Here is a 25108-nt window from a genome sequence, read left to right on the forward strand (position 1 = left end):
TAGAACGCATTTTAAATGTTAGCTCCGCGTTAAATCGCATGGCCTATCAGTTGCTTCAATTCAGAGTGGTGCAGCAGAAAGGCGTTTCCATGACAATTTCCTCTTCTCTCAATGCAGGTGTGGCGGGGCTTCAATCAAACGCGACGCGGCTTGCGTCGATTTCAGACAATATCGCAAATTCGTCAACTTACGGATACAAACGGGTCGCAGCAGATTTCCAGTCCATGGTTATTTCGTCCACTGGTGGCACGTATTCCGCTGGCGGTGTTCGGGCAACGGCACACAGATTGATTGATGAACGCGGGCCTTTGGTGTCCACTTCCAACGCTACAGATTTGGCTGTTCGTGGACGGGGCATGTTGCCAGTCGCTCAAGCCTCACAAGTCGAGGTTGGCAACGGCTCGAATCAAATGTTCCTGACGACAACCGGATCTTTCCGGACCGATGCAGAAGGGTATTTGCGGTCGCAATCTGGCCTGGTCCTATTGGGATGGCCAGCACTGCCCGATGGGTCCGTTCCACTCTACCCCAGGGATACGGCAGATGCTTTGGAACCCATCCAAATCAACGTCAACCAGTTCTCGGGTGAACCAACAACGCGTATTCAGTTGGGCATCAACCTGCCCGCAACGGAAACCGAACCAGGCGCTGTCGGTGACGTTCGGGAAACCTCCGTTGAGTACTTTGACAATCTTGGCACATCGGAAAACATCGCAGTTACATTTACCCCAACTGTACCTTCAGGCACTGCATCGTCCAACGAATGGACAATGACTTTGACTGATTCCGCGCAGCCTGGCGTCACGATCGGGGAATACACGTTGACCTTCGACGACACGCGCACATCAGGGGGCACATTGGCCTCGGTGGCGACCGTTGGGGGCGTAGGTGGCACATATGACCCCGCCGCAGGCAGCTTCATCGTGAACGTCGAAGGTGGTCCAATGGAAATCAACATCGGACAAATTGGCGAAAGCGACGGGTTAACGCAGGTGTCTGATGACTTCGCGCCGGTATCGATCATCAAAGACGGATCACCTGTCGGCAATATGACCAGTGTTGAGGTGGATGCGAATGGGTATGTACACGCATTCTTCGACACTGGGATCACCCGAACGATCTATCAGGTGCCATTGGTTGACTTGCCCAACCCCAACGGAATGGTCGCGCTCGACAATCAAACATATTTGCCGTCACCAGAAAGCGGGTCATACTTTCTTTGGGACGCAGGTGATGGCCCGACAGGCGATGTGGTTTCCTTTGCACGGGAAGAATCCGCAACAGACGTTGCAGGTGAATTGACAGCAATGATCCAAACCCAACGGGCCTATTCTTCAAATGCCAAAGTCATCCAAACAGTGGATGAAATGCTGCAAGAAACAACGAACATCAAACGATAAACGGTGCGGGCACCACGCCCGCTCCCTTCACATTCTCAGCTGACTGGTCAGCACAAATTGAGGGAAATCCATGACAATCAGTGGCGCTTTAAACAACGCGATGTCGGGCTTGCGTGCAACGGGACGTGCGGCCGAAGTCGTATCGTCGAACCTGTCAAACGCACTGACACCGGGATATGCAAAACGCATGCTGGAATTGTCTCCGTCGATCATGGGAGGCAACGGCGGTGTGCGCATTGATGGAATCGTGCGCAATGTCGATCCTGTGTTACTAGCGGATCGACAATTGGCCAGCGCGACATTTGGCAATCGGAGCGCCACTGCGGGCTTTCTTGATCAGCTGGAAACGATGCTGGGTACGCCCGATGACCCGAATTCGTTGTCCGCGAGGGTCGCGGATTTGGGAAACAGTCTTATCACTGCATCAAGCCGTCCTGATGCCCCTGAACGCCTTGGTGCTGCCGTCAACAGTGCCCGTGATCTGGCAACCAAAATCAACGTAGCCGCCAGTGAAATTCAGGACGCCCGCACGCAAGCAGACCGATCCATAGACGCACAGGTCAGGCGTCTGAACGATGCACTTCAAGAACTTGAAGATCTCAACGGTATGATCACTTCAACCTTTTCTCAAGGCGGAGATGCTGCAGCCTTACATGACGTCCGCCAAAACCTTGTTGATGAAGTTAGCGAAATGGTTCCTGTGCGCACTGTTCAACGCCAATATGGATCCATCGCACTTTACACCACAGGGGGCTCCGTTCTGTTAGACGGATCCGCCGCAGAGGTTGGCTTTGATCCCGTCAACATCGTGACACCCTACATGTCCGAAGCGGCAGGTTCTCTTTCAGGTCTAACGGTCAACGGCAACCCAGTGCAAACAGGATCGGAACGGGGGTCACTCCGCGGCGGGACATTAGGAGCTCAATTTGCAATTCGTGACGAACTTGCGCCTCAAGCACAGGAAAAGTTGGACGCCGTCGCAAGGGACTTGATTGAACGGTTTCAAGATCCAGCCGTGGACCCGACGCTTGGGGTCGGTATGGCAGGCCTTTTCACAGATGGCGGCACAGCCTTTGACCCTTTGGATGAAGTTGGCCTGTCTGACCGGATATCTTTGAATGCCCTGGTAGACCCCAAACAGGGGGGCGAAACATGGAGACTTAGGGATGGGATCGGGGCTGCAACGCCTGGAAACGTGGGCGATGCACGCCTGCTGCAGTCTTTAGGTGACGCACTGGAGGCAACAAGGGTACCGGGATCCGGCGGGTTCGGAACTGGCAGTTATGACGCGAACGACTTAACGGCCTCCATGATGTCGACATTGGCTGCCGATCGTAAAAATTCGGACCAGCAACTCAGCTTCGCGTCCACACAATTGCAAGAGCTGACGCAGCTTGAATTGGCTGATGGTGTTGACAGCGACGAGGAGCTACGCCGCTTGATTTTAATTGAACAAGCATATGCAGCAAATGCCCGAATTATCGAAACAGTCGACGACATGATGCAAACAATTCTGAGGATCTGAAGATGACTAGTGTTTCCATCGGCGATCTCGCCCATTCATATCTTTTACAGCGACGCGGAAGCAGCCTAAGGGCTGAAATGTCCAAATTGAATCAAGAACTGACCAGCGGTCAAGTCGCGGACATAAAAAGCATACTAGCCGGGAATTTCAGCTACTTAAGCGACATCGAAACCAGTATGTCGCACCTGAATGCCTATAAAACTTCCTCTGCAGAAGCCACACAATTCACCAGTGCGATGCAAAGCGCCTTAGACGTGGTACAAACACAAAGCACCGATCTGGGAACCAATATTCTGTCTGTTGTTGCAGGCGGTATCGACGCGGTATCCAGACAAGTCACAGTAGAAGCCCGTGAACAGTTGGGCGCCATAGTGAACACGCTGAACACTGATCTTGCGGGACGTAGTATTTTTTCAGGCACCGCCTCAAATCAGGCACCTCTTGCCTCATCCACCGATATTTTGAACTCCGTCAGAAGTGTTATGGCAGGTCAAATTGGACCAACTGATAAACTCGCAGCAGTCGACGCATGGTTTGCCGACCCCGCCGGTTTTGATGCCGTGATATATCAAGGTTCTAGTGACGCGATGGCACCATTTCGTCTCTCAGAGCATGAGGATTTGTCATTGGATGTACGCGCGAATGACAAAGCAATCAAAGACGTCATACGAAACGTGGCGGTCGCGGCCCTGGCAAACGACGCGGCTTTGGGGATTGATTTCACCGAACGTGCGGCCTTGTTGAACGATGCTGGCGTCGGGTTGATGACAAATGCCGCCGATGTAACAGCATTGCGCGCGAATATCGGCTTTATCGAAGAGCGCATCGATGACATCGCGACACGCAATTCAATAGAAAGCACGAGCTTGGAATACGCCAAAGGTGCTTTGTTAAGCGTAGATCCCTATGAGACAGCCACACGCCTGGAGGAAGTCCAATTTCAATTGCAAAGTCTATATACTGTCACCGTTCGGTCATCGGAATTAACTTTGGTCAATTTCCTATGATCCGCTTCATCATGGCAATTGTGGTTTGGATTGCACTGGCCATCAGTGTGACTGCGGGACCAGTACGCATCAAAGACTTGGTTGAATTCGACGGCGTACGCGGCAACGACCTTGTCGGGTACGGCTTGGTGGTTGGATTGAACGGCTCCGGTGACGGTTTGCGAAACTCGCCTTTCACCGAAGAGATAATGTCCAATATTTTGGAACGCTTGGGGGTAAACGTCGCAGGCGAACAGTTCAGGCCAAAAAACGTTGCCGCAGTTCTGGTGACTGCAAGCCTTCCGCCCTTTGCCCGAACCGGGGGGCAGGTGGATGTCACTGTCTCTGCCATTGGTGATGCCAAAAGCCTGTTGGGGGGAACCTTAATCATGACACCGCTCAATGCGGCGGACGGGGCGATCTATGCTGTGGCCCAAGGCACGATTATTGCGGGCGGCGCAGTTGCGGAAGGCGACGGCGCCAAGGTCACACAGGGTGTGCCAACAGCTGGTGTCATTCCTTCCGGAGCACGCGTCGAGCGTGAGATAGACTTTAATTTATCCGATTTGGAAGACGTGCGTCTTGCACTGCGTGATGCGGACTTTACGACGGCTGCACGCATCGAAGAAGCAATCAACAAAAACTTCGGGCGTCGTGTTGCACTGATGCTGGATTCTGGCACTGTTTCACTCAACATTGAAGGCACTCGTATGATTTCAGTCGCGCATGCGTTGGGACGTATTGAAAACATTTCAGTGGAGCCAGAACGCAAGGCCCGCGTCATCGTCGATCAACGTTCAGGCACGATCGTTATGGGCGAAGATGTTCGCATATCGCGAGTTGCTGTGTCCCAAGGCAATCTTGTTTTACGTATTCAAGAGGCCCCTTTGGTGGTTCAACCCAACCCATTTGCGCAGGGTGAGACCGTTGTTATTCCACGTACGGATGCGGCCATCGAAGAAGAGCCCGGCATTGGTTTAGCAGAAATACCGTCAGGTGCGTCTTTGTCGGAAGTCATAGGTGGTCTCAACGCTTTGGGCGTGTCTCCCAGAGATATGATCGACATTCTAAAAAGCATAAAAGCCGCAGGTGCATTACACGCAGAATTCATCGTGCGTTAACGGCAGCGGGGAGCGTTGCTTCGGTTCCGATGGACATAACCCAGTGTCACCCCGACACATCCGACCCTTTGCCTCTGAAGCGGTATATGAATTGGAAACCCGGCATAGATTTGCAGGGCCACCTCACTCGGTTCACTGACTTGCTAAGGTCGATACCTTTGGTCTGTCAGATTCATGTTTATGATCCACGGCTCAAACAGTGTATCTCCGTCGCGGTTTTCCTAATACACAAGTCGCGGATGTTTTTCGGCCATAGGTTGTGCTGGCATGATCAGCAGCTTTACGGGCCTAAGCATTTCGCCAAAAAATCAATCAACGCTTCAAATTTCCAAGCAATCCGTAGAACACCACCGACGTGGGCGGGCTTGGACACATGAACATACAACTCGCAAGATCTAAGACGTGCACAGTCGTTTTTCAGAGGTTGCCGTTCCAATTTCATCTTAGATTTTCAAGTTCGAACAAATCGTTAACCCTTTGCTAACGATTGATTGACGCGCCGCTCACGGGTGGCGCGACACGCTGTGCTTACTTCCGAAGCGGCGTGACGATCATTTATGCCAGTTGCATTTTAACCAGTACATCATTTGAACGATATTTCGCGTTCAAATGATCCTTTTCCTTCCCGCAGCTGATGATCTGAGCGTTCTCTTCATTCTCCCCAAGTCGCCACGCGCGGCGCAGATTTTCACTGTGCCCATGCGCGTGGCGGCGTTGATCAAGCGATTTTTCAAAAGGATTCCACAATGACCTATCACGAACCCAATCGCCACAAAGCGGCCAAACACACCCGAAACAAAGCAACCAAATTGTCGACAAGCATGCCCCATCCCGTGCATCGCCCCAACAATGACCCCAAAGAACCGTTCCTGTTCAATTTCACCAAAGGCTTGTCTCATGGTGAAAACGGATTGTTGAAAAACGAACAGGATTATCGTGACTTTGCAAAAGGCACCCAAACACATGATCCCAACGTTTTTGCTGCCGTCAGCCCGCACCGCGGACCTTTTTTAAACGTTGATCCAAACGCACATGCAGCGCTGGACTGCGAAGCGGATCGGTCGCCTTATCGTCAATGGGAAAGCCCCACGGCCGGGCATGCCTTTGTCTTTGAGGGCCCCGACCCTGGCGCCATGACAATGCCCCCTGCCCCGGAAGCGGGATCAGCAGAATTTGCAGCGGAGATTGCGGAGGTTTACCAAATGGCACTGGGCCGCGAATGGGGCGTTGCGTCACTAATGAGCACTGAACTGGTGGGTGCGTTAACCACCTTGGGTGGCAAAAAATTGTCTGCTGCCGCAGCCAAACGGATCACCTCATGCAATGCGAAGGCCAAAGACGCCGCAGACACGCTTAGCCACCTGCGCTGGTTTAAAGGCCGCGACGCCCTAAACGACACTGCGGACGCCGACCAACGCGCCCGGCGCCGGTTTGGTAAAAAACAGACACCGTCCAATATGTTCCGCGGTGAAGGCGAAGACAACTGGAACACTCCATTCTTGTCGCAATTGATGTTTATGGGATCAGGCGGATGCACCCGAGATCTGAAAAAGCGCGCATCCGGCACCATCGCCTATGGCGCACAAAGCATCGACCAAAAGGTCCGCGTGGCGAAACCTGAAACCGATTACATGATGAAATGGGCCGAATACATCGACGTGCAGAACGGGGCCAATGTCCGCCCCCTTGCGTCGGAATTTATCCCCGGGGCACGACGTAAAATGTCAAGCTTACGCGACATGGCCACATATGTGCACGATGACCAACTGTATCAGGCATATCTGAATGCAGCGTTGATTTTACTGGATGAAAAGTTTGCTTTTGATTCCGGCATTCCATTTCACGGCGCATCTGCCAATGCTTTATCACGCAACAACCGCGAACCGTTTGCCTTGTTTGGTGGACCACACCTGTTGACGTTGGTCACCGAAGTGTCGAGCCGTGCGTTAAAAGCGGTACGCTTGCAAAAGTTCACAGTGCACCGCCGTTTGCGCCCGGAAGCAGCCGCCGCCCTGTTTCACACCGTTTTCACGGAATACCATCCGCACCGGGATTTGCCCGGAACATCGCCTTATGACGCAACCGGGACATCCGCAGAAAGCTTGGCCCGCCATCAAATGGCCAGCCTGATCGCGCCCTACACCCACCCGTATGCAAGTGATGGCACATCGCAAGGGTCAGACCCTGCGCTGGATAAAATCCTGACAGAAGTGCGCCTGCACAACGAGAAAAACTGTGGAGATACAACGTGGTTGCTGCCGATGGCTTTCCCCGAAGGGTCACCCATGCATCCCGCATATGGCGCGGGGCATGCGACAGTCGCAGGTGCGTGTGTGACTTTGTTAAAAGCCTTTTTCAACATGTCAGATCACAAGAACCCAAAGTCACCAACTTATCTGGTGAAACCCAAAGGCCAAGCCTTGGTTCCGGATTGCGGTGCGTCGCCCGAAGACGTCACAATTGATGCTTTGGCGCTGCCCATGGAAAAAGGTCTGACCCTAGAAGGTGAGCTGAACAAGCTGATTTGGAACATCTCAAATGCGCGTAACATCGGTGGGGTGCATTTCTACACCGACTATATTGAATCGGCACTTCTGGGCGAAGCGATCACCATCGGCATTCTACGCGAACAGATGATGGCATATCATGCGGAAGAAAACGTGGAAATGACAGTGCCGCTGCTGGTGGAACGCAGATTGCCAGACGCGTTGCTGACAGGCGCGGACCCCAGCGCAATGGGCAAAGTCAAAGCTGTCAAAATCCGCAGCGATGGAACGCTCACAGCGGCTGACCCAACACCGGGCCGGTAAAATATACCAAAAGGAAGGCTGGCTATATTTGAGCCGGCCTTTCTGGTTTCTCTCTTTTTTTCCGGAGCTGTTTTATGTCCATTCCCCCAATCATCGACATCACAATAGGCCTTGTGCTGGTTTATTTGGTTCTGAGCCTACTCAGCACCAGCATAAACGAAGCCATCGCAGGTTTTTTGCGGTTGCGCGGCAAAGTGCTGTTTCACGAAATAAACAAGATCCTTGATGACACCCAAGTGCGGGACGGCTTTTGGGCCTCTGGTCTGATGCGGTCCTTCAGCAGGCCAAGCACCACGCAACACATCAGCGTCAAAACCGCGCCCAGCTATGTCGAAGCACATATGTTTTCCAAAGCCCTAGTGTCGACACTTGCCAAGACCGGCGATGCCAAGGGTCAAAAACCATCTGAGCTATTGCAAGGCTTGGGCAAAGGCACCGGCTTGGAAGACGTCCTGAAACAAATCGCTTTAGACGCAGACAACAAATTGGAACTTTTTCACAACGGCATCGAAGCGTGGTTCAATGCCGTCATGGATCGTGCATCGGGCGTCTATAAAAGGCATTTGACCGTGGTGTCCGGTTTGTCTGCGGCCTTGATCGTGGTCATGGCAGACGCAGACACATTGGAGATCAGCAAATCCATCTGGCAAGATGATGCCCTACGGCAAGCCGTTGTCGAAAAGGCGCAAGCGGTTTTATCCAACGCATCTGTTTCCGAAACAGGCGCTGTTCCGACCGTCGATGCAACAGTATTAAACAACACCTTCTCCACCTTGATGCCCCATCCCTTGGGATGGTCGGGCAACGGGTGCATGACCACGGCTTGCTTGGGCGATTACGATCTTCAAGACTGGCTGGCCAAGGTGTTTGGCTGGATCTTAAGCACATTGGCTGTGATGCTAGGCGCTCCGTTCTGGTTTGACCGTTTGCAGCAACTTGTGCCTTTGCGCACAAGCGGTCCTTTGCGTGGCACCCCAACGCATCAGAATGTCAGCCCGCATGGTACGCCTTAGTACCCGCAGCCACCATCAAACGTCAGCGTCACAGGCTCACCTGTAAACCGTTTGTTAGTAGGAATTGAAAATGGTGGCCTCATACGGAATATATTGTCTAGTTGTTTAGAGCTCACATCCCGACAATAAGGTGGCCGCATGACCACAACACAGACCGACATCGTCTTTGCCAATGCCCGATTGATATTGCCCACCGACGTGATTGTCGGAGGGCTTCGTGTACAAAACGGGCAAATCGTGGATATTCATCAAGGCGCCCATGTGCCACCTTTTGCAATTGATTGCGGAGAACGGTTCTTAGCGCCCGGCTTGATCGAACTTCACACCGATAACCTTGAACGACACATGCAGCCCCGCCCCAAAGTCAATTGGCCGCACAAGGCAGCGATTTTGGGACATGATCGAGAGATGGCAGGCTGCGGAATTACGACCGTTTTTGATGCCATTCGAGTGGGGTCCATCGTGTCAGACAGCGGCAAAAAGCGCTACGGACGCTACGCCCGTTCCATGGCCGACGACCTGTTGGCCATGCGCGACAACGATATCTTGCGGATCAGTCATCACATCCATTTACGTGCCGAACTCTGTTCTGAAACACTCGCAGAAGAGCTGGAGGAATTCGGCCCAGACGACCACATCGGTATCGTATCCTTGATGGATCACACACCCGGTCAGCGGCAATTCCGCGATCTCAAGAAATTCGAAGACTACGTGTGCGGGAAAAACGGGCTGTCCCGCGACAACTTCGGCGACTACATCGACTTCCTTTACGGCTTGCAGGCCAAACTTGGCACCAAACATGAAGATGCAGCCATTGCCGCCGCCGCACGTTATGGCGCGACCCTCGCCAGCCACGACGACACCACCGCAGATCAAGTGGCGCACAGCCATGCCAACGGGGTGACGCTGGCAGAATTTCCCACAAGCATCGAAGCGGCCAAGGCCAGCAAAGATGCACAAATGGCCACAATCATGGGCGCCCCGAACTTGGTGCGGGGTGGGTCACATTCCGGGAACGTCGCGGCACTGGAACTGGCAGAATTGGGCCATTTGGACATTCTGTCATCCGACTACATTCCAGCCGCTTTGCTGCAAGGCGCGCTGCAACTGGCAGAGCTTTGGGGCGATATGGCCGCAGGGTTGGCTACGGTCACTGCCAACCCCGCAAAGGGCTGCGGCCTGTCTGACAGGGGATCACTGGCTTTGAACACACGCGCAGATCTTGTGATGTTTGAGGTCTATGACGGGCTGCCCTTGATCCATGGCGTTTGGTGCCAGGGTCTTCGGGTCGCCTAAAGCGCGGCTTCCAGAATATGCGCAAGATCAGCAGGACCTAAAGGCACCGCGTTCTTTTTGCTGGACGATGCTTGTACGCCGGCTTGCGCCAAGGCAGGAACGTCATTGGCCAAAACGCCCCAATGCGCCAAACGCGGCAAGCCCTGTATTTGCACCCATTGCTCGAACCCCGACAACGGGTCACTTACATCAACAGGCGCAAAGACCTGCGCAATCGCGTCAATGCAAAACCTGATCCGGCCTTGTGTGTCTGAGCTGGCATCATCCGATGCCAGATTAGCCCGCAACGTTGGTGCCAAAAGCCTGCCACACAGCGCACCGTGCGGCGCTTGATACGCCCCACCCAGAACAGATGCCAAACCATGCGCAACGCCCAATCCCCCATTCGCCAAAGCCAACCCGCTGGACAAGCTGCTCCAGGCAAGGCGTGTCCACGCATCTTCATCAGGTGCTTCCATCACCTGACGCACAGCGGCGATGCTTGCGCCAACGGCTGGCGTCGTCAAAGCGCACGAAAACGGGGTCGCTGCAGACGACGTATGCGCCTCAATGTTCTGAACAACCGCATCCAAACCGGAAAATAGCGCTACTTTGCGCGGGGCCGACACCATCAGGGAAGGGTCCACAATCGCAATGTCAGGCTGCAAAGCGGGGCCGCGCAAACTGACCTTGGCGGTGGTTTGCGCAGATCCAAGGACCGCATTCGACGTGACTTCGGCGCCGGTGCCTGCGGTTGTGGGCAACACGATCAAGGTGATGGCGCGTCCATGCGCATGAGACTGCCCAAAATCCGCGTCCGATAATGCGCGCCCGCGATCAAGCGCCAAGGTCAACGCCTTTCCGGTATCAATCGCCGACCCGCCGCCGCACACAACGACACAGTCCACTGGCTGTGACCCCAGTTGGCCCAGCGCATCATTGACCGTTTCAAGCGTCGGCTCAGCCCGGCATGTCACGATATCAACAGTAAAATCACCGGTATCCAAGATGGCACGCAACGGTGCAGATGCCCCGTCAGAGGCACCTTTAACAACCACAACATGGGCTGCGTTTTGCGGTAGAAAATTCAGAATACCCCGATGCGTCCCGACCCCGAAATGCACTTTTGTGGGGCAGACGAAAGAAAATGGCGCAGATGTCATCGATCAATACTCAAGCGTGCATGCCACAGCCCGCCGCCAGTCCGCGTATTTCTGGTCGCGCACGTCGTCGGCCATATTGGCTGTGAACTGGCGGTCCAGCGCCCATTGCTGTGCAAATTCTTGTTGGCCAGGCATGATCCCCGCTTTCATCCCCGCCAACCAGGCCACCCCCAGCGCTGTCGTTTCCAAAACCTGCGGACGATCCACAGGCGCGTCAATGATGTCGGCCAGAAACTGCATGGCCCAGTCAGAGGCGCTCATGCCGCCGTCCACGCGCAAAACCGCAGTGGCCCCTTCGGTGGACCAATCCGCACGCATCGCATCCAGCAAATCGCGCGTCTGATAACCGACGCTTTCCAACGCCGCTTTGGCCAATTCATTTGGGCCCGAATTTCGCGTCAGCCCATAGATGGCCCCCCGACATTCCGGGTTCCAATAGGGCGCCCCCAGCCCCGTGAACGCAGGCACAAGCACCACGGATTGCGTGTCATCAGCACCCTCAGCCAAGCCTTGCGTTTCAGACGCATCACGGATCATTTTCAACCCGTCGCGCAGCCATTGCACCACAGCCCCCGCCACAAAAATCGACCCTTCCAACGCATAAGTGGGTTTGCCGTCCAATTGGTATGCGATGGTCGTCAGCAAACGATTGTTGGATTTCACAGGCGTGTCGCCCGTGTTCAAAAGCGCAAAGCATCCGGTGCCATATGTAGACTTCATCATGCCCGGTTCAAAACACGCCTGCCCGATGGTCGCGGCCTGTTGGTCACCCGCCACACCGCAAATCGGGATCGGGCGGCCAAACAGATCGGCGCGGCTTTCGCCAAAGTCGGCGGCGCTGTCTTTGACCTGCGGCAGCATGGACATGGGAATGTCGAACAGATCGCAGATCGTCTCGCTCCAACGCCCTTTGCGGATATCATACAGCATCGTGCGGGCGGCATTGGTGGCGTCCGTTACGTGGGACGCGCCCCCCGTCAGCTTCCAGATCAGATAGGTGTCGACGGTGCCAAACAGCAAATCGCCGTTTTGGGCTTTGGCACGTGCGCCTTCAACGTTGTCCAAAATCCATTTCAGTTTAGTGCCGGAAAAATATGGGTCCAGCAGCAAGCCTGTGCGATCCGCAAACATGTCACCGTGCCCTGCCACGGACAGTTCTTTGCAAAAGTCAGCGGTGCGGCGGTCTTGCCAGACAATCGCGTTGTGCAAGGGTTGACCCGTTTTGCGGTCCCACACAATGGTGGTTTCGCGCTGGTTGGTGATGCCGATAGATACGATGTTTTCGGCGCCAATGTCGGCGCGTTCAATGACGGCGCGGCAGGTGCCTGCTGTCGTGCTCCATAGGTCGTTGGGGTCATGCTCGACCCAGCCAGATTGCGGGAAAATCTGCGGGAATTCTTCTTGGGCAGTGGCGATAACATTCAGACTTTGATCAAAGATGATCGCCCGCGTGGATGTGGTGCCTTGATCAATTGCCAGTACATATTTCATCGCAAAGTTCCGTTTGGTCGCAAAAAAAGGAGGCAGCCGTGGGGCCACCTCCGAAGGTGTGCCATATCACTGGCCATCAGGGAAGATCGTGGTCGTTGGGGTGCGGGGCGCATGTAAATCACGCCCCGCACATCAGTTCATAGTGACGTTACTGCCAGGATTTGATCAGCTCGTCATAAGCAACTGTTTTTGGCTCTTCGTCCTCGTTCTCAAGCTTGGCGTAGGGTGCGCCCGGCTGTGAGAACCAGTGCTCGGCGCTCATTTCCTCGTTCAGCTTTGGACCAAGATCACCTTGGACGCCTGCACGCTCAAGACGCGACAGAACTTTTTCCTGATCGGCACACAGCTGATCAAGTGCTTCCTGAGGGGTCTTTGCACCGGACATCGCATCGCCGATGTTCTGCCACCACAGCTGCGCCAGCTTTGGATAGTCAGGCACGTTTGTACCCGTTGGCGACCACTGGATGCGCGCAGGAGAGCGGTAGAATTCCACCAAACCACCCAAACGTGGGGCGCGTTCTGTGAAGTGCTCGGACGCGATGGTGCTTTCACGAATGAAGGTCAGACCCACATCAGACTTTTTCAAGTCAACTGTTTTGGACACAACAAACTGCGCATAAAGCCAAGCGGCTTGGGCGCGATCCACAGGTGTGGATTCCATCAAAGTCCAGGAACCGGCGTCTTGGTAGCCGATTTTCTGACCCTCTTTCCAGTATACGCCGTGCGGGGATGGTGCCATCCGCCACTTGGGCGTGCCGTCTTCGTTCATCACAGGCAAACCGGGTTTCACAGTGTCCGCCGTGAAGGCCGTGTACCAGAACATTTGCTGGGCAATGTTGCCTTGCGCCGGGATTGGACCCGCTTCACCAAACGTCATGCCCGCAGCAGCCGGTGGCGTATACTTGTCGAGCCATTCGATCGCTTTGGTCACAGCGTAGACTGCAGCAGGTGCGTTTGTGGCACCACCACGTGCGACACAGGATCCGGTAGGTTGTGAATTTTCGTTCACACGAATGCCCCACTCGTCGACTGGCAGACCATTTGGTTCGCCCGCGTCACCCATACCAGCCATGGACATCCACGCGTCGGTGTAACGCCAACCCAAAGACGGGTCTTTCTTGCCGTAGTCCATGTTACCAAAGACTTCGCCTTCAACGTCCAAATGGCTTAGATCGCGGCCCGTGAAGAATTCCGCGATGTCTTCGTAAGCAGACCAGTTGACCGGAACGCCCAGATCATAGCCGTATTTCGCTTGGAAGTCGGCTTTGTTCTTGTCGTCGTTGAACCAGTCATAGCGGAACCAATAGAGGTTCGCGAACTGCTGTGTGGGCAGTTGGTACAGTTTGCCATCGGGGCCTGTCGTGAAAGACGTACCGATAAAGTCCGCGATGTCCAGCGTGGGCAACGTCACGGATGCGCCTTCGCCGGCCATCCAGTCTGTCAGGTTACGCACTTGCTTGTAACGCCAGTGTGTGCCGATCAGATCAGAGTCGTTGATGTAGGCGTCATAGATGTTTTCGCCGGACTGCATTTGCGTTTGCAGCTTTTCCACAACATCGCCTTCGCCGATCAAGTCATGTGTGACCTTGATGCCGGTGATTGCTTCGAACGCTGGCGCCAGCACTTCGCTTTCGTATTGGTGTGTCGCGATGGTTTCAGACACCACCTTGATTTCCATGTCTTTGTAAGGTGCGGCAGCATCCACAAAGAACTGCATTTCGGCTTCTTGGTCTGCCCGTGACAACGTGGACAGTTCACCGATTTCTGCGTCAAGGAACGACTTTGCGGCATCCATGTCGGCAAAAGCCACACCGCTTGTCATTCCAAGCCCCAGCGTCAGTGCTGTGCTTGATTTCAAGATAAACTTCATAATTCCCTCCCTATTGGAATTGGTCGTTTGGTTGGCCCAACTACACCCAGCGAAACACCGCCGCCGCGTAAACAAGGCATACAAGCAGCGCAAAAGGTTGGTTTGCGCCAATCACGCCCAGCCATGCCAAATTGATAAAGGCAGAGCCAAGCAGTGTGATGAAAAGACGATCGCCACGCGTCGTCTCGATCCGTAAAACACCCTTGCGGGGCGTTTCAGGGTATTTGATCGCCAGCACCGTGAAGACGGTCAAAATGCAAGCGATGATGATGAAGAAAATCGCGGTGGGCCATGTCCATGCCATCCAAGCCATTGTCTGATCCCTTTCCTATACCCGGCCCAGGGCAAAGCCCTTGGCGATGTAGTTTCGTACGAAGTAAATCACCAATGCGCCGGGCACGACGGTCAGTACGCCTGCTGCGGCCAAGACGCCCCAGTCGATTCCAGAGGCGCCTTGGGTTCGCGTCATGATAGCAGCGATGGGTTTGGCGTCTACGGTTGTCAGGGTCCGCGACAGCAGCAATTCAACCCACGAGAACATGAAACAAAAGAATGCCGCGACCCCGATGCCGGATGAGATAAGCGGCATGAAGATCTTCACAAAGAACCGCCCGAAGGAATAGCCGTCGATATAGGCCGTCTCGTCTATTTCCTTGGGCACGCCACGCATGAAGCCTTCGAGGATCCACACCGCAAGCGGCACGTTGAACAGGCAATGCGCCAGGGCCACGGCGATATGCGTGTCGAACAATCCAACCGACGAATAAAGCTGAAAGAACGGTAAGGCGAACACGGCAGGCGGCGCCATGCGGTTGGTCAGCAGCCAGAAAAACAGCTGATTGTCACCCATGAACCGGTAGCGGCTGAACGCGTAGGCCGCAGGCAACGCCACCGTCAGGCTGATCGCGGTGTTCATCAAAACGTAGATCAGCGAATTGACGTAGCCCATGTACCACGACGGGTCCGTCAGGATCGTCGCATAATTGGCAAAGGTCAGATCATTGGGAAACAGGCTGAAGGTGTTCAGGATTTCCGTGTTTGTCTTCAGGCTCATGTTCAGCAGCCAATAGATCGGCAACAGCATGAACGTCAGGTAAATCCCCATGACGATGGCGCTTTTGTTCACTTTCATCGCTCAGCCGTCCTTTTTGTCCATGTTGGTCATGACGGTGTAAAACACCCATGAAATCAACAAGATAACGAGATAGTACATGATGGAAAACGCGGCCGCTGGCCCCAGATCAAACTGGCCCAAAGCCATCTTGACCAGATCAATCGACAGCAGGGTTGTCGCATTGCCCGGACCGCCACCTGTGACCACGAAGGGTTCGGTGTAGATCATAAAGCTGTCCATGAAGCGCAGCAAAATCGCAATCATCAGGACCCCTGCCATCTTGGGCAGCTCGATGTAGCGAAAGATGGCCCAACGGCTTGCCTGGTCGATTTTGGCAGCCTGATAATAGGCGTCGGGAATGGACTTGAGACCGGCAAAAGCCAGTAAGGCGACCAGCGACGTCCAGTGCCACACATCCATGACGATGATCGTGGCCCATGCCGCAAAGGTGTTTTGCGTGTAGTTGTAGGAAATGCCCAGCGCGTCCAGCGTATAGCCCAAAAGGCCAATATCGACGCGCCCGAAAATCTGCCAGATGGTGCCGACCACGTTCCACGGGATCAGCAGTGGCAGGGACATCAAAACAAGACACAGGCTGGACCAAAATCCGCTTTTGGGCATGTTCAGTGCCACAAAAATCCCCAGCGGGATTTGGATGGTCAGAATGATCGCCGAGAACATCAACTGACGGCCCAATGCATCCCACATGCGCTCGGACTGCAACATCTCGGAAAACCACTCAAGCCCCACCCAGAAAAAGACGTTTTGCCCGAATGTGTCCTGCACCGAATAGTTCACGACCGTCATCAGCGGAATGACCGCAGAAAAGGCGACCAGCAAAAGCACCGGAAGGATCAGGAACCACGCTTTTTGGTTAACTGTTTTTTCCATCAGGCGGCCTTTCCTTCTTTAAGCCAGTCATCGACGTAGACGTTCACTTGCGCCGGATCGAAGACCACTTTGGTCATGTCAGGCGAGATTGACGTGCTTTCACCCGCAACAATGTTGATTTCTGTGCCAAACAGGTCTGCACGCACGATTTTGTGGCGGCCCACGTCCTCGACGCGGCGGATGCTGACAGGCAGACCCGGCCCGTCCGTCAGTGTCACAAATTCAGGGCGCACCCCGATTTCGACCTTGCCGCTTAACGCGCCATAGCCACGGTTCAGGTCTACCGACGCACCATGCACAGACGCAGTTTTCCCCGTGATCTCGGCGGGAATAACGTTCATCCCTGGTGACCCGATGAAGTAGCCCACAAACGTGTGCTGCGGCTTTTCAAACAATTCCTGCGGGGTGCCGATCTGCACAACCCGCCCGTCATACATAACCACAACCTTGTCGGCGAAGGTCAACGCCTCTGTCTGGTCGTGGGTCACATAGATCATGGTGTGCCCGAATTCGTGGTGCAAGGATTTCAACTGCGTGCGCAATTCCCACTTCATATGCGGGTCGATCACGGTCAGCGGCTCATCAAACAACAGGGCGTTCACGTCTTCACGCACCATCCCCCGCCCAAGCGAGATCTTCTGCTTGGCGTCTGCCGTCAGACCGCGGGCGCGCTTGTTCAGCTCAGCTTCCATCCCGATCATTTGGCCGATTTGCTGCACACGGTCCTGAATGTACTGTGCACTGGCCCCACGGTTTTTCAGCGGAAACGCCAGATTATCGCGTACCGTCATCGTGTCGTAGACCACCGGAAACTGAAACACCTGCGCGATGTTGCGGTCAGCGGTTGAGGCCTGCGTGACATCTTTGTCGTCGAACAGAATGCGGCCCTGCGACGGATGCAACAGCCCCGAAATGATGTTCAGCAGCGTGGATTTACCACAGCCCGACGACCCAAGCAGCGCATAGGCTTCGCCGTCCGCCCAGTCGTGGTTCAGTTCCTTCAGGGCAAAGTCATCTTCGCCCTTGGGGTTCGGATAGTAGGAATGTGCCAGATTTTGCAGCGTGATTTTTGCCATGTGTCTGTTCCCCTCAGGCCGCAAGCGCGTAGGATGCGGGGGCGACCAGATCGCCATTTTCGCTAAAGATGTAGATGTGGCTTGGGTCCAGATAGACCGGCAACGCTGCACCCAATGGCAAATCATGCACGCCATGCACCAAACCGACCCACTTTTCGCCATGATGATCGAGATGCACAAACGTCTCGGAACCCGTCAACTCTGTCACAATCAGATGTGTGTCGAATTCAAGCGCGCCGCTGCTTTGGGCCGACAATTCAACGTGGTTGGGCCGGAAGCCTGCCGTATATGTCCCATCATGAAGCGTCGCCATTGATCCGGTGGCCATCACAGTCTGACCCGCACCAAACGAGATTTCGGATCCGGATTTCGTAACTGTCAAAAAATTCATCGGCGGGTCACTGAAAACCCGCGCGGTTGTCGCGTTTACCGGTCGGCGGTAAACCGTCGGGGTTAGGTCAAACTGCGTCACGCGACCTTCCCACAAAGCAGCCGTATGACCCCCAAGCAAAAGGGCTTCTTCGGGTTCTGTGGTTGCATAAACAAAGATTGAACCCGCTTCTTCAAAGATCTTTGGGATTTCGACGCGCAGTTCTTCGCGCAATTTGTAATCCAGATTGGCCAGCGGTTCGTCCAGCAAAACCAACCCTGCGTCCTTGACCAAAGCCCGCGCCAAGGCACAGCGTTGTTGTTGCCCGCCCGACAGCTCCAATGGCTTGCGTTGCAACATCGGAGACAGCTGCATCAAGTCGGCGGCTTTGTGGACTGCTGCATCAATTTCGCTGCGTGATTTGCCCATCAGCCGTAACGGCGATGCGATATTTTCATAGACGGTCATCGAAGGGTAATTGATGAATTGCTGGTAGACCATCGCGACCTTGCGGTCCTGCACGCGCATACCTGTGACGTCCTCGCCCTGCCAAAACACCTGGCCCTCGGTTGGCACATCAAGACCCGCCATCAGACGCATAAGGGACGTCTTGCCAGAAGAAGTTGGCCCTAAAAGGACGTTCATCGTCCCTTTGTTCAGCGTCAAATGGGTCGGGTGGATATGTGTTGCGCCGTTCACCACTTTGGATACGCCTTTAAGTTCCAGCGTCATGTCGTCCCCCTATTCAGCCGCAGCGTTTTGTGCCGCCGTCAGCTGTTCTTTTATCCATGCGTCCAACGTAGAAATTTGTGCTGCAGTCATGCGCAATCCAAGTTTGCTACGTCGCCACACCACATCGTCAGCGGCGCGGACATATTCGTTTTCAATCACCCACTGGACCTCAGCTTGATACAAATCAGCCCCGAAATCCGTACCTAAATCGTCTAGCGTGGCGGCATGGCCCAACACATCTTTAGCTTCAGTGCCGTAGGCTTTGACCAATCGCGCGGCCCAAGCATCGGTCAGAAAGGGATAGCGGGCTTTGGTGTCCCGGATCAGGGCATCCACCCCATCCACCGGAAAATCACCGCCGGGCAAAGGCACGCGGGCGGTCCACGGTTTGGCATCGACAGGCAGCACGTCCTGAATTTTCTCAAGCGCACTTTCTGCCAGACAGCGATAGGTTGTGATCTTGCCGCCAAAGACGTTCAACGCAGGGGCACCGCGCCCTTCGTCCAGCTTCAAAACATAGTCGCGGGTCGCAGCCGATGCGTTGCTTGCTCCGTCATCATATAGGGGACGCACCCCCGAATATGTCCAAACCACATCGGCTGCGCTGATCGGCGCCTGAAGGTATTCGTTGATGAAGTTAATCAGATAATCTTGTTCTTCGGGCGTACATTCCGGCGTCACAGACGCATCCGGATGGTCATTGTCCGTGGTGCCAATAACGGTGAAATCATTTTCGTAGGGAATTGCAAAAATGATGCGCCCATCAGTGCCTTGGAAGAAGTAGCACTTGTCATGGTCAAACAGCTTTTTGGTGACAATATGGCTGCCACGCACCAACCGCACACCGGCTTGCGAATTGCTTTTCAACGTGCCGCGCAGTACATCACCAACCCAAGGGCCAGCCGCATTCACAACCATTGCGGCCGTGACGGTGGAGGTGACGCCAGTGGCGCTGTCTTCCAAAACAACTGACCAAACACCGTCTTCGACATCTGCGCCAATGACCTTGGTGCGTGTCCGAATATCGGCGCCGCGTATCTCTGCGTCTCTGGCGTTCAACATCACAAGCCGCGAATCTTCGACCCAGCAGTCGGAATATTCATACGCTTTCTCAAAATGGTCCTTCAGACCGTTCCCTTCGGGAGCATTACGCAAATCAAGGTTCGTGGTGCCGGGCAGAATTTCACGGCCGCCAAGGTTATCGTATAAAAACAGGCCCAACCGGATCAACCATGCAGGGCGGCGACCTTTCATCCATGGCATCACGGCCCCCAGCAGTTTTGAGGTGGGCGTGGACATGTCGAAGCGCATGCTTTCGTGGTAGGGCAGCACAAAGCGCATCGGCCAGGAAATATGGGGCATTGCCCGCAACAGGTTTTCACGTTCAATCAAGGCTTCGCGCACCAAACGGAACTCAAAGTATTCCAGATACCGCAAGCCGCCGTGAAAAAGTTTGGTCGAAGAGGCAGACGTGGCTGATCCCAGATCGTTCATCTCGGCAAGGCAAACACGCAAACCACGGCCCGTTGCATCACGCGCAATACCACAGCCATTGATGCCGCCGCCAATAATCAGCAGATCGAAATCCGGTTTCATTGAAGCCCTCCCGACACGCAGCCCTCCCGCCGCGATAACGCAAAGGTGACAAGGAACGCATGAAAAAGGAAGCAAAAAATGTTCGTTTATGATCGTTTTTCAGTTACCTATTGAATTCATTCTGCTTTTTTCCTTGGTCCACGAAAGCAAATCGAACATTTTCGAACACGAACCCACGCAAAGATTCGTGACACACATGATTTTCGCGCTAAAATGGCCCCAAACGAACATTGGAGGTTCATTGGTGGTGTTAACCATACGCAAGCCGGAAATTCTGACAATTGCCCGCCGCGAGGGCAAAGTGACCGTAGACGGGCTTGTGGATTATTTCGGCGTCACCCCCCAGACCATCCGCCGCGATTTGACTGAAATGGCGGATGCCGGTCAGCTTGAACGCGTCCATGGTGGCGCGATCCTGCCATCCACAACTGTGAACATCGCCTACAATGAACGCCGCCAGTTAAATCAGGCGTCCAAAGTCGACATTGCCCGCGCCTGCGCCCGCCACATCCCCAACGATTGCTCAATCTTTTTGAACATCGGCACGACCACCGAAGCCGTCGCCGTTGAGCTGTTGAACCATCAGGGCCTGCTTGTGTTCACCAACAACATCAACATCGCCCACACACTGTCGAGCAGCGCAGACATCGAAGTCGCAGTCACCGGCGGCCAGATGCGCAAATCCGACGGGGCCCTAACCGGTGATTTCGCCCGAACTACCATTGAACAGTTCCGGTTTGACTATGCCGTCATCGGCTGTTCAGCTCTGCGCGCAGATGGCGACATTCTGGACTTTGACCTGCAAGAGGTCGGCATCAGCAAGGCCATCATCCAACAAAGCGACAAAGTGTTCTTGACTGCTGACCATTCCAAATTTGAACGAAAAGCGCCTGCGCGCGTGGCATCCATGGGCGATATGGCTGCGATTTTCACCGACAAACCACTGCCCGAAACCTGCAAACAGCTTTGCGATGCCTCTGACACCCGTATTGTCTACGCCTGAACCTAGCCCAAACCAAAGTCTACACAAACGCGTCCACAACGGGCACCAAATGGTTGTCCCATTGTAAATCGGAATGCCGCGTTGCGTATGGGATGCGATTGTCAATGTGCCGGATCCCCCCCAGACCGGACGACATGGCAAACCCCTGCCCCATCGCCGCAACACCGCAAACGTCCGGTTCTGCGATGTTATGGGAAAACCGTGACGCCTTGGCATCATACACCTGCATCACGCCCCCTCTGGGTGACGTCACAGCGATACGCGCGCCATCATTAGAAAAGGCAACACTGCCAACATACCCTTGCATCCGGCGCACGTCATCGGGCGGTACATCCAAGACGCGCACCTCCTTTACCGGATGGTGCACACCGACAAGTGCGGGCGCAACGTCCCCCCCTTGCCATTGCATCCCGAAGGCAACAGTCCCGTCCGGCGCCACAGCAAGATGCCGGATCGAGTTTTTGCGCCATGCCGTGCCCAGCACCACGTCCTGAATCACGCGGCCGTTTTCGATGTAAGTCAGTGAAGGCTGCATCGTGGCAATGTTCAATTTGGTACGGCCACTGTCGGGATGCGTATCAATACCACCGTTTGCCACGACCAGACGTTCGGTGCCCGGCAGACGTTTGATGTCGTGTGGGCCGACACCCCCGCTGGGCCATTCATCAACGCGCTTGTACCCCTTCCGGGTATCCCAGACACCGATGCGACCCTCGCCCGCCTCATAATTGTTTTCGGTCGTGAACAACAAAGCACCATCCGCCGAGAATGCCCCGTGCCCATAGAAATGGCGTCCCGCAGGCGCTGACAGCACCGCCCGTTCTATCCCCTGTGCGCAATCGATCACGATCGCAAAAGTGCCAGGGCGGCGGGCAAAAGCCACGGCTTCGGGGCGGGTGGGGTGCGCGGCCGCCGCATGACCGCGATCCGGCAGGGGCAGCGCAAACCGCACCTGCAAATCAGCTGAGATACCGCACAAGACATAAGACCCGTCGGGCCTGGCCGCTGCGGCTAAAAATCTCGGCGATCCAGCATCGGCCCACGACGGTTTGGGAATAAAACCAGCGGCCAAAAGCCCTGCCAAAAACTGTCGGCGCCCCGTTTTCGCAGCAACCATCAGTCACCATCCAGCGCGTTAAAACCTGCCGCCACACCCAAAGTCGGGCCCAATTCATCGCGCACGGTCGCGCGGATTGCGTCAACAGATTGTTGCAAAACCTCGACCTTCAATCGCGACTGCGGATCAGCCACAGATGCAAAACTCGGGTCATTCAACGCCTTTAACTGGGACATGGCCGTCTGAAACCGTGCGTCCAGCCGAGCCGCCAATTCCGCGTCGCCACCTGCCAGACGTGCTGCAAGATCACGCAGCGCTGTCAGGCTCAGCATCACATGCTGCGCCGACCTGCCAGAGCGATGCGCTTCAGCCCGTTTGGGCCGCGGACGATCGAAAGCCCCCAAAGGACGACCAAGCCTTGTATCTGATGTAAATTGTAACCCCGTGGACAGCGCCTTGAACAGTTCTTGCGACACCTCGGCCGTGCTGCGGTATGTTCCATCGGCTGAGGGTTGACGCAGCTCTTGCGTAAAACTGGACTGCCAACCGGCGTAGATATTTTGCGTGGTTGCGGCGATATCCGCGCTTATGGTTTGAACCAACGCGCAATGATACTGCGCATCGCCCGCACGGCTTATCGCATCATCAAACAGCAAGAATTCCATCGCATAGAACCCACGGGCGGCAATGGAAACTTCGCCGTAATCTGCAACGGATGCCACAACCGGATCCTGCGCTGCAATCAAGCTGTTCAAGGCACGCGGCGTCGCCCCACGGCTGTCCGGCCAGAACGCCAGTGCAAAGGCGCGATCATCAACCTCTGTCGGACCAAACCGTAAATGACTGACAGACACCCACGCATCGAAAGCAGCGCCATAGGCTACCTTCAGGTCTTGCGATGTCGGATCACAATTTTTTGCAGCCGTGTTCGCCAAATTTTGCGCCGTGACTGCAAGCTGTTCAAATCCGGGCAGAATGTGATCGCCCAAAATGGTCTCAACGGCATCACTTTGTGCGTCAGCCTGCGCCAACGCGGGCAAAAGCAGCAGCGCAAAACTTAGGTAGGTTGGTCTCATAAGCTCTCCAGAAAAGCGATAAGGGCCGCACGGTCTGCAATCGACATATCCACAACAGCATCGCGCTGCGATTGCGCCTCACCACCGTGCCACAAAACCGCTTCCAGCAGCGATCGCGCACGCCCGTCGTGTAAAAAATAACTGTGGCCGCTGACTTGCTGCGTCAACCCGATGCCCCAAAGCGGCGGCGTGCGCCATTCACGGCCCGTGGCGCGGGCTTCGGGGCGATTGTCGGCCAGACCGGGCCCCATATCATGCAGCAACATGTCAGTGTAGGGCCAGATCAGCTGGAAGCTTTGTTCGGGTTGATCATGCAAGCGGTGCGTCACAAAGCTGGGTGTGTGACACGCAGCACACCCCGTCGCATGGAACACTTGTTTGCCACGCAGAACGTTTGCGCCCCCCACATCACGACGGGCAGGTACGCCAAGATTGCGGCTGTAAAAGCTGACAAGTTCGAGGCCTTCGGCATCGATTTCAGTGCCCCTGTTGTCACCATCGCCATGCACCGCAGTTTGGCACGCGGATTGTGCAAGGGTGCATTCCCCTGCGCCTGCCGGAAACAGGGGCGATGAAATTCCGATGTCACCAGCAAAGGCGGCTGCCGATTGTTCTTTGACTGTCGGGCTGCCCGCCTTCAAACCAAACCGCCCCAACATAGGTTGGTCAAATTCAACAGACCACACGACATTTGGCCGGCCCGAAATACCGTCGCCGTCGGCGTCGTCCGGGTCCGCTTGTGCAAGAATGTCCGCAGCCGGTATCGCCTCAAGCAGACCAAGTCCGATCATCTGCGGAGCCACACGCGGACTTAGCATTGCATCCCGGTGCAACGGTCCATAGCCAAGATCGACGGCCTTGTATTCAGGATGGCGCAGCGACGCAGTTGCCCCCCCGGCCAACGCAATCGCCTGTTCCGTGTATTGTATATCCAAACGGTATTCTGACGCGTGGCCTTGCACAGCAAAATCCTGCAATTGCGTGCCATAGGTCGGATCGGGCGCGGTGGTGATGTAGTCTGCGATCTTGGCTGCTGTTGCAGAGACTGTGGCGGCCGAGGCGGGGATAGACACCCTTAGAAACATCGAAATCGCGTTGTCGTCGTCTTGTTCAGGCGGATGACCGCGCCCGTCTTTGATGTGACACCGCTGACAGGACCGCGCGTTATATAGCGGCCCCAAGCCGTCAGAGGCCAAAGTGGAGGCCGGCGCAGACACCCAAAGCTTGCGGAACAGGCCATTGCCGACCTTGAAGTTCAACTCGTCTTCAAATGTGATATTGCCCGATGGACGCGAAAACGCATCTGCCGATTTGGCCACACGCACGGTGGCAGCACCGGCAGACTTTTCTTCAAAGCGGTGCGGCACGGAAAAATCTGTAGGCATTGCGGTGACATCGGAAATGCGCTTGGCTTCTTGCGGCGTGCGCGGGACCACGTTCAGATGCGGATCACCAAGCGTCCAAACAGGCGGTGCTGCGGGTTCGTCTGCAAAAGCACTTGCGTCTACACCCATGCCCATTCCCACAACCGCACAAGAA

At 55.1% G+C, this 25108-nt stretch carries 20 protein-coding genes; 8 read left to right on the forward strand and 12 right to left on the reverse strand.

The features are described 5' to 3' along the window. Positions 1 to 89: 89 nt before the first annotated feature. The 7 genes from ABJL60_RS10840 (at position 90) to ABJL60_RS10870 (ending at position 10151) form a co-directional block, all read left to right on the forward strand. Positions 90 to 1400, forward strand: a complete 1311-nt coding sequence (locus ABJL60_RS10840) for a flagellar hook-basal body complex protein (RefSeq protein WP_348287864.1) — start codon at positions 90 to 92, stop codon at positions 1398 to 1400. Between the two features lie 70 nt (positions 1401 to 1470). Continuing rightward, positions 1471 to 2925 (forward strand): flagellar hook-associated protein FlgK, encoded by a 1455-nt coding sequence (gene flgK, locus ABJL60_RS10845; protein WP_348287866.1) that lies wholly within the window; start codon positions 1471 to 1473, stop codon positions 2923 to 2925. Positions 2926 to 2927: 2 nt separating this feature from the next. Continuing rightward, entirely contained in the window at positions 2928 to 3932 is a 1005-nt protein-coding gene (locus ABJL60_RS10850; RefSeq protein ID WP_348374340.1) for a flagellin, read from the forward strand. After that, positions 3929 to 5032: a flagellar basal body P-ring protein FlgI gene (locus ABJL60_RS10855; RefSeq protein ID WP_348374341.1), complete on the forward strand. Its 1104-nt coding sequence runs from the start codon at positions 3929 to 3931 to the stop codon at positions 5030 to 5032. The genes ABJL60_RS10850 and ABJL60_RS10855 overlap by 4 nt, the downstream gene beginning before the upstream one ends. Before the next feature lie 746 nt (positions 5033 to 5778). Continuing rightward, positions 5779 to 7842 (forward strand): hypothetical protein, encoded by a 2064-nt coding sequence (locus tag ABJL60_RS10860; RefSeq protein WP_348374342.1) that lies wholly within the window; start codon positions 5779 to 5781, stop codon positions 7840 to 7842. 74 nt (positions 7843 to 7916) lie between these two features. Further along, complete coding sequence (locus ABJL60_RS10865; RefSeq protein WP_348374343.1) at positions 7917 to 8855, forward strand: hypothetical protein; 939 nt, start codon at positions 7917 to 7919, stop codon at positions 8853 to 8855. 138 nt (positions 8856 to 8993) lie between these two features. Continuing rightward, the gene (locus tag ABJL60_RS10870) at positions 8994 to 10151 is read left to right on the forward strand and encodes an alpha-D-ribose 1-methylphosphonate 5-triphosphate diphosphatase (protein WP_348374344.1); all 1158 of its coding nucleotides are present in this window, start codon (positions 8994 to 8996) and stop codon (positions 10149 to 10151) included. On the opposite strand, the gene ABJL60_RS10875 is transcribed toward ABJL60_RS10870, so the two are convergent. The 9 genes from ABJL60_RS10875 to glpD all read right to left on the reverse strand — a co-directional run bounded on the left by ABJL60_RS10875 (position 10148) and on the right by glpD (position 20433). Then, complete coding sequence (locus ABJL60_RS10875; protein WP_348374345.1) at positions 10148 to 11293, reverse strand: iron-containing alcohol dehydrogenase; 1146 nt, start codon at positions 11291 to 11293, stop codon at positions 10148 to 10150. The genes ABJL60_RS10870 and ABJL60_RS10875 overlap by 4 nt on opposite strands. Positions 11294 to 11296: 3 nt before the next feature. After that, entirely contained in the window at positions 11297 to 12784 is a 1488-nt protein-coding gene (gene glpK / locus ABJL60_RS10880) for a glycerol kinase GlpK (protein WP_348374346.1), read from the reverse strand. Between the two features lie 148 nt (positions 12785 to 12932). Continuing rightward, entirely contained in the window at positions 12933 to 14654 is a 1722-nt protein-coding gene (locus tag ABJL60_RS10885; protein WP_348287881.1) for an ABC transporter substrate-binding protein, read from the reverse strand. 40 nt (positions 14655 to 14694) lie between these two features. Then, entirely contained in the window at positions 14695 to 14967 is a 273-nt protein-coding gene (locus ABJL60_RS10890) for a DUF2160 domain-containing protein (RefSeq protein WP_108826954.1), read from the reverse strand. A gap of 15 nt (positions 14968 to 14982) precedes the next feature. Beyond that, positions 14983 to 15786, reverse strand: a complete 804-nt coding sequence (locus ABJL60_RS10895) for a carbohydrate ABC transporter permease (RefSeq protein ID WP_348374347.1) — start codon at positions 15784 to 15786, stop codon at positions 14983 to 14985. A 3-nt stretch (positions 15787 to 15789) separates the two neighbouring features. Continuing rightward, complete coding sequence (locus ABJL60_RS10900) at positions 15790 to 16659, reverse strand: sugar ABC transporter permease (protein WP_348287884.1); 870 nt, start codon at positions 16657 to 16659, stop codon at positions 15790 to 15792. After that, on the reverse strand, positions 16659 to 17735 hold the full coding sequence (locus ABJL60_RS10905; protein WP_348374348.1) for an ABC transporter ATP-binding protein: 1077 nt from the start codon (positions 17733 to 17735) through the stop codon (positions 16659 to 16661). Before ABJL60_RS10905 ends, ABJL60_RS10900 begins: the two co-directional genes overlap by 1 nt. Before the next feature lie 13 nt (positions 17736 to 17748). Further along, positions 17749 to 18837 (reverse strand): ABC transporter ATP-binding protein, encoded by a 1089-nt coding sequence (locus ABJL60_RS10910; protein ID WP_348287888.1) that lies wholly within the window; start codon positions 18835 to 18837, stop codon positions 17749 to 17751. Positions 18838 to 18846: 9 nt separating this feature from the next. After that, positions 18847 to 20433 carry a glycerol-3-phosphate dehydrogenase gene (gene glpD, locus ABJL60_RS10915; RefSeq protein ID WP_348374349.1) on the reverse strand — a complete coding sequence of 529 codons (1587 nt, stop codon included), beginning with the start codon at positions 20431 to 20433 and terminating at the stop codon, positions 18847 to 18849. A gap of 244 nt (positions 20434 to 20677) precedes the next feature. Here glpD and ABJL60_RS10920 point away from each other — a divergent pair, with 244 nt between their 5' ends. Continuing rightward, positions 20678 to 21436, forward strand: coding sequence for a DeoR/GlpR family DNA-binding transcription regulator (locus tag ABJL60_RS10920; RefSeq protein ID WP_348374350.1), 759 nt, complete (start codon positions 20678 to 20680; stop codon positions 21434 to 21436). Positions 21437 to 21455: 19 nt separating this feature from the next. Here the strand turns inward: ABJL60_RS10920 and ABJL60_RS10925 are convergent, their stop codons facing one another. From ABJL60_RS10925 to ABJL60_RS10935, 3 genes are read right to left on the reverse strand one after another with little or no spacing between them, the layout of a single operon-like run. Beyond that, entirely contained in the window at positions 21456 to 22553 is a 1098-nt protein-coding gene (locus ABJL60_RS10925) for a DUF1513 domain-containing protein (protein ID WP_348374351.1), read from the reverse strand. Beyond that, complete coding sequence (locus ABJL60_RS10930) at positions 22553 to 23569, reverse strand: imelysin family protein (RefSeq protein ID WP_348374352.1); 1017 nt, start codon at positions 23567 to 23569, stop codon at positions 22553 to 22555. The genes ABJL60_RS10925 and ABJL60_RS10930 overlap by 1 nt, the downstream gene beginning before the upstream one ends. Next, positions 23566 to 25083: a di-heme oxidoredictase family protein gene (locus ABJL60_RS10935; RefSeq protein ID WP_348287920.1), complete on the reverse strand. Its 1518-nt coding sequence runs from the start codon at positions 25081 to 25083 to the stop codon at positions 23566 to 23568. The genes ABJL60_RS10930 and ABJL60_RS10935 overlap by 4 nt, the downstream gene beginning before the upstream one ends. Positions 25084 to 25108: the final 25 nt, after the last annotated feature.

The sequence above is a fragment of the Ascidiaceihabitans sp. genome, from assembly GCF_039986515.1.
Classification (GTDB): domain Bacteria; phylum Pseudomonadota; class Alphaproteobacteria; order Rhodobacterales; family Rhodobacteraceae; genus Ascidiaceihabitans.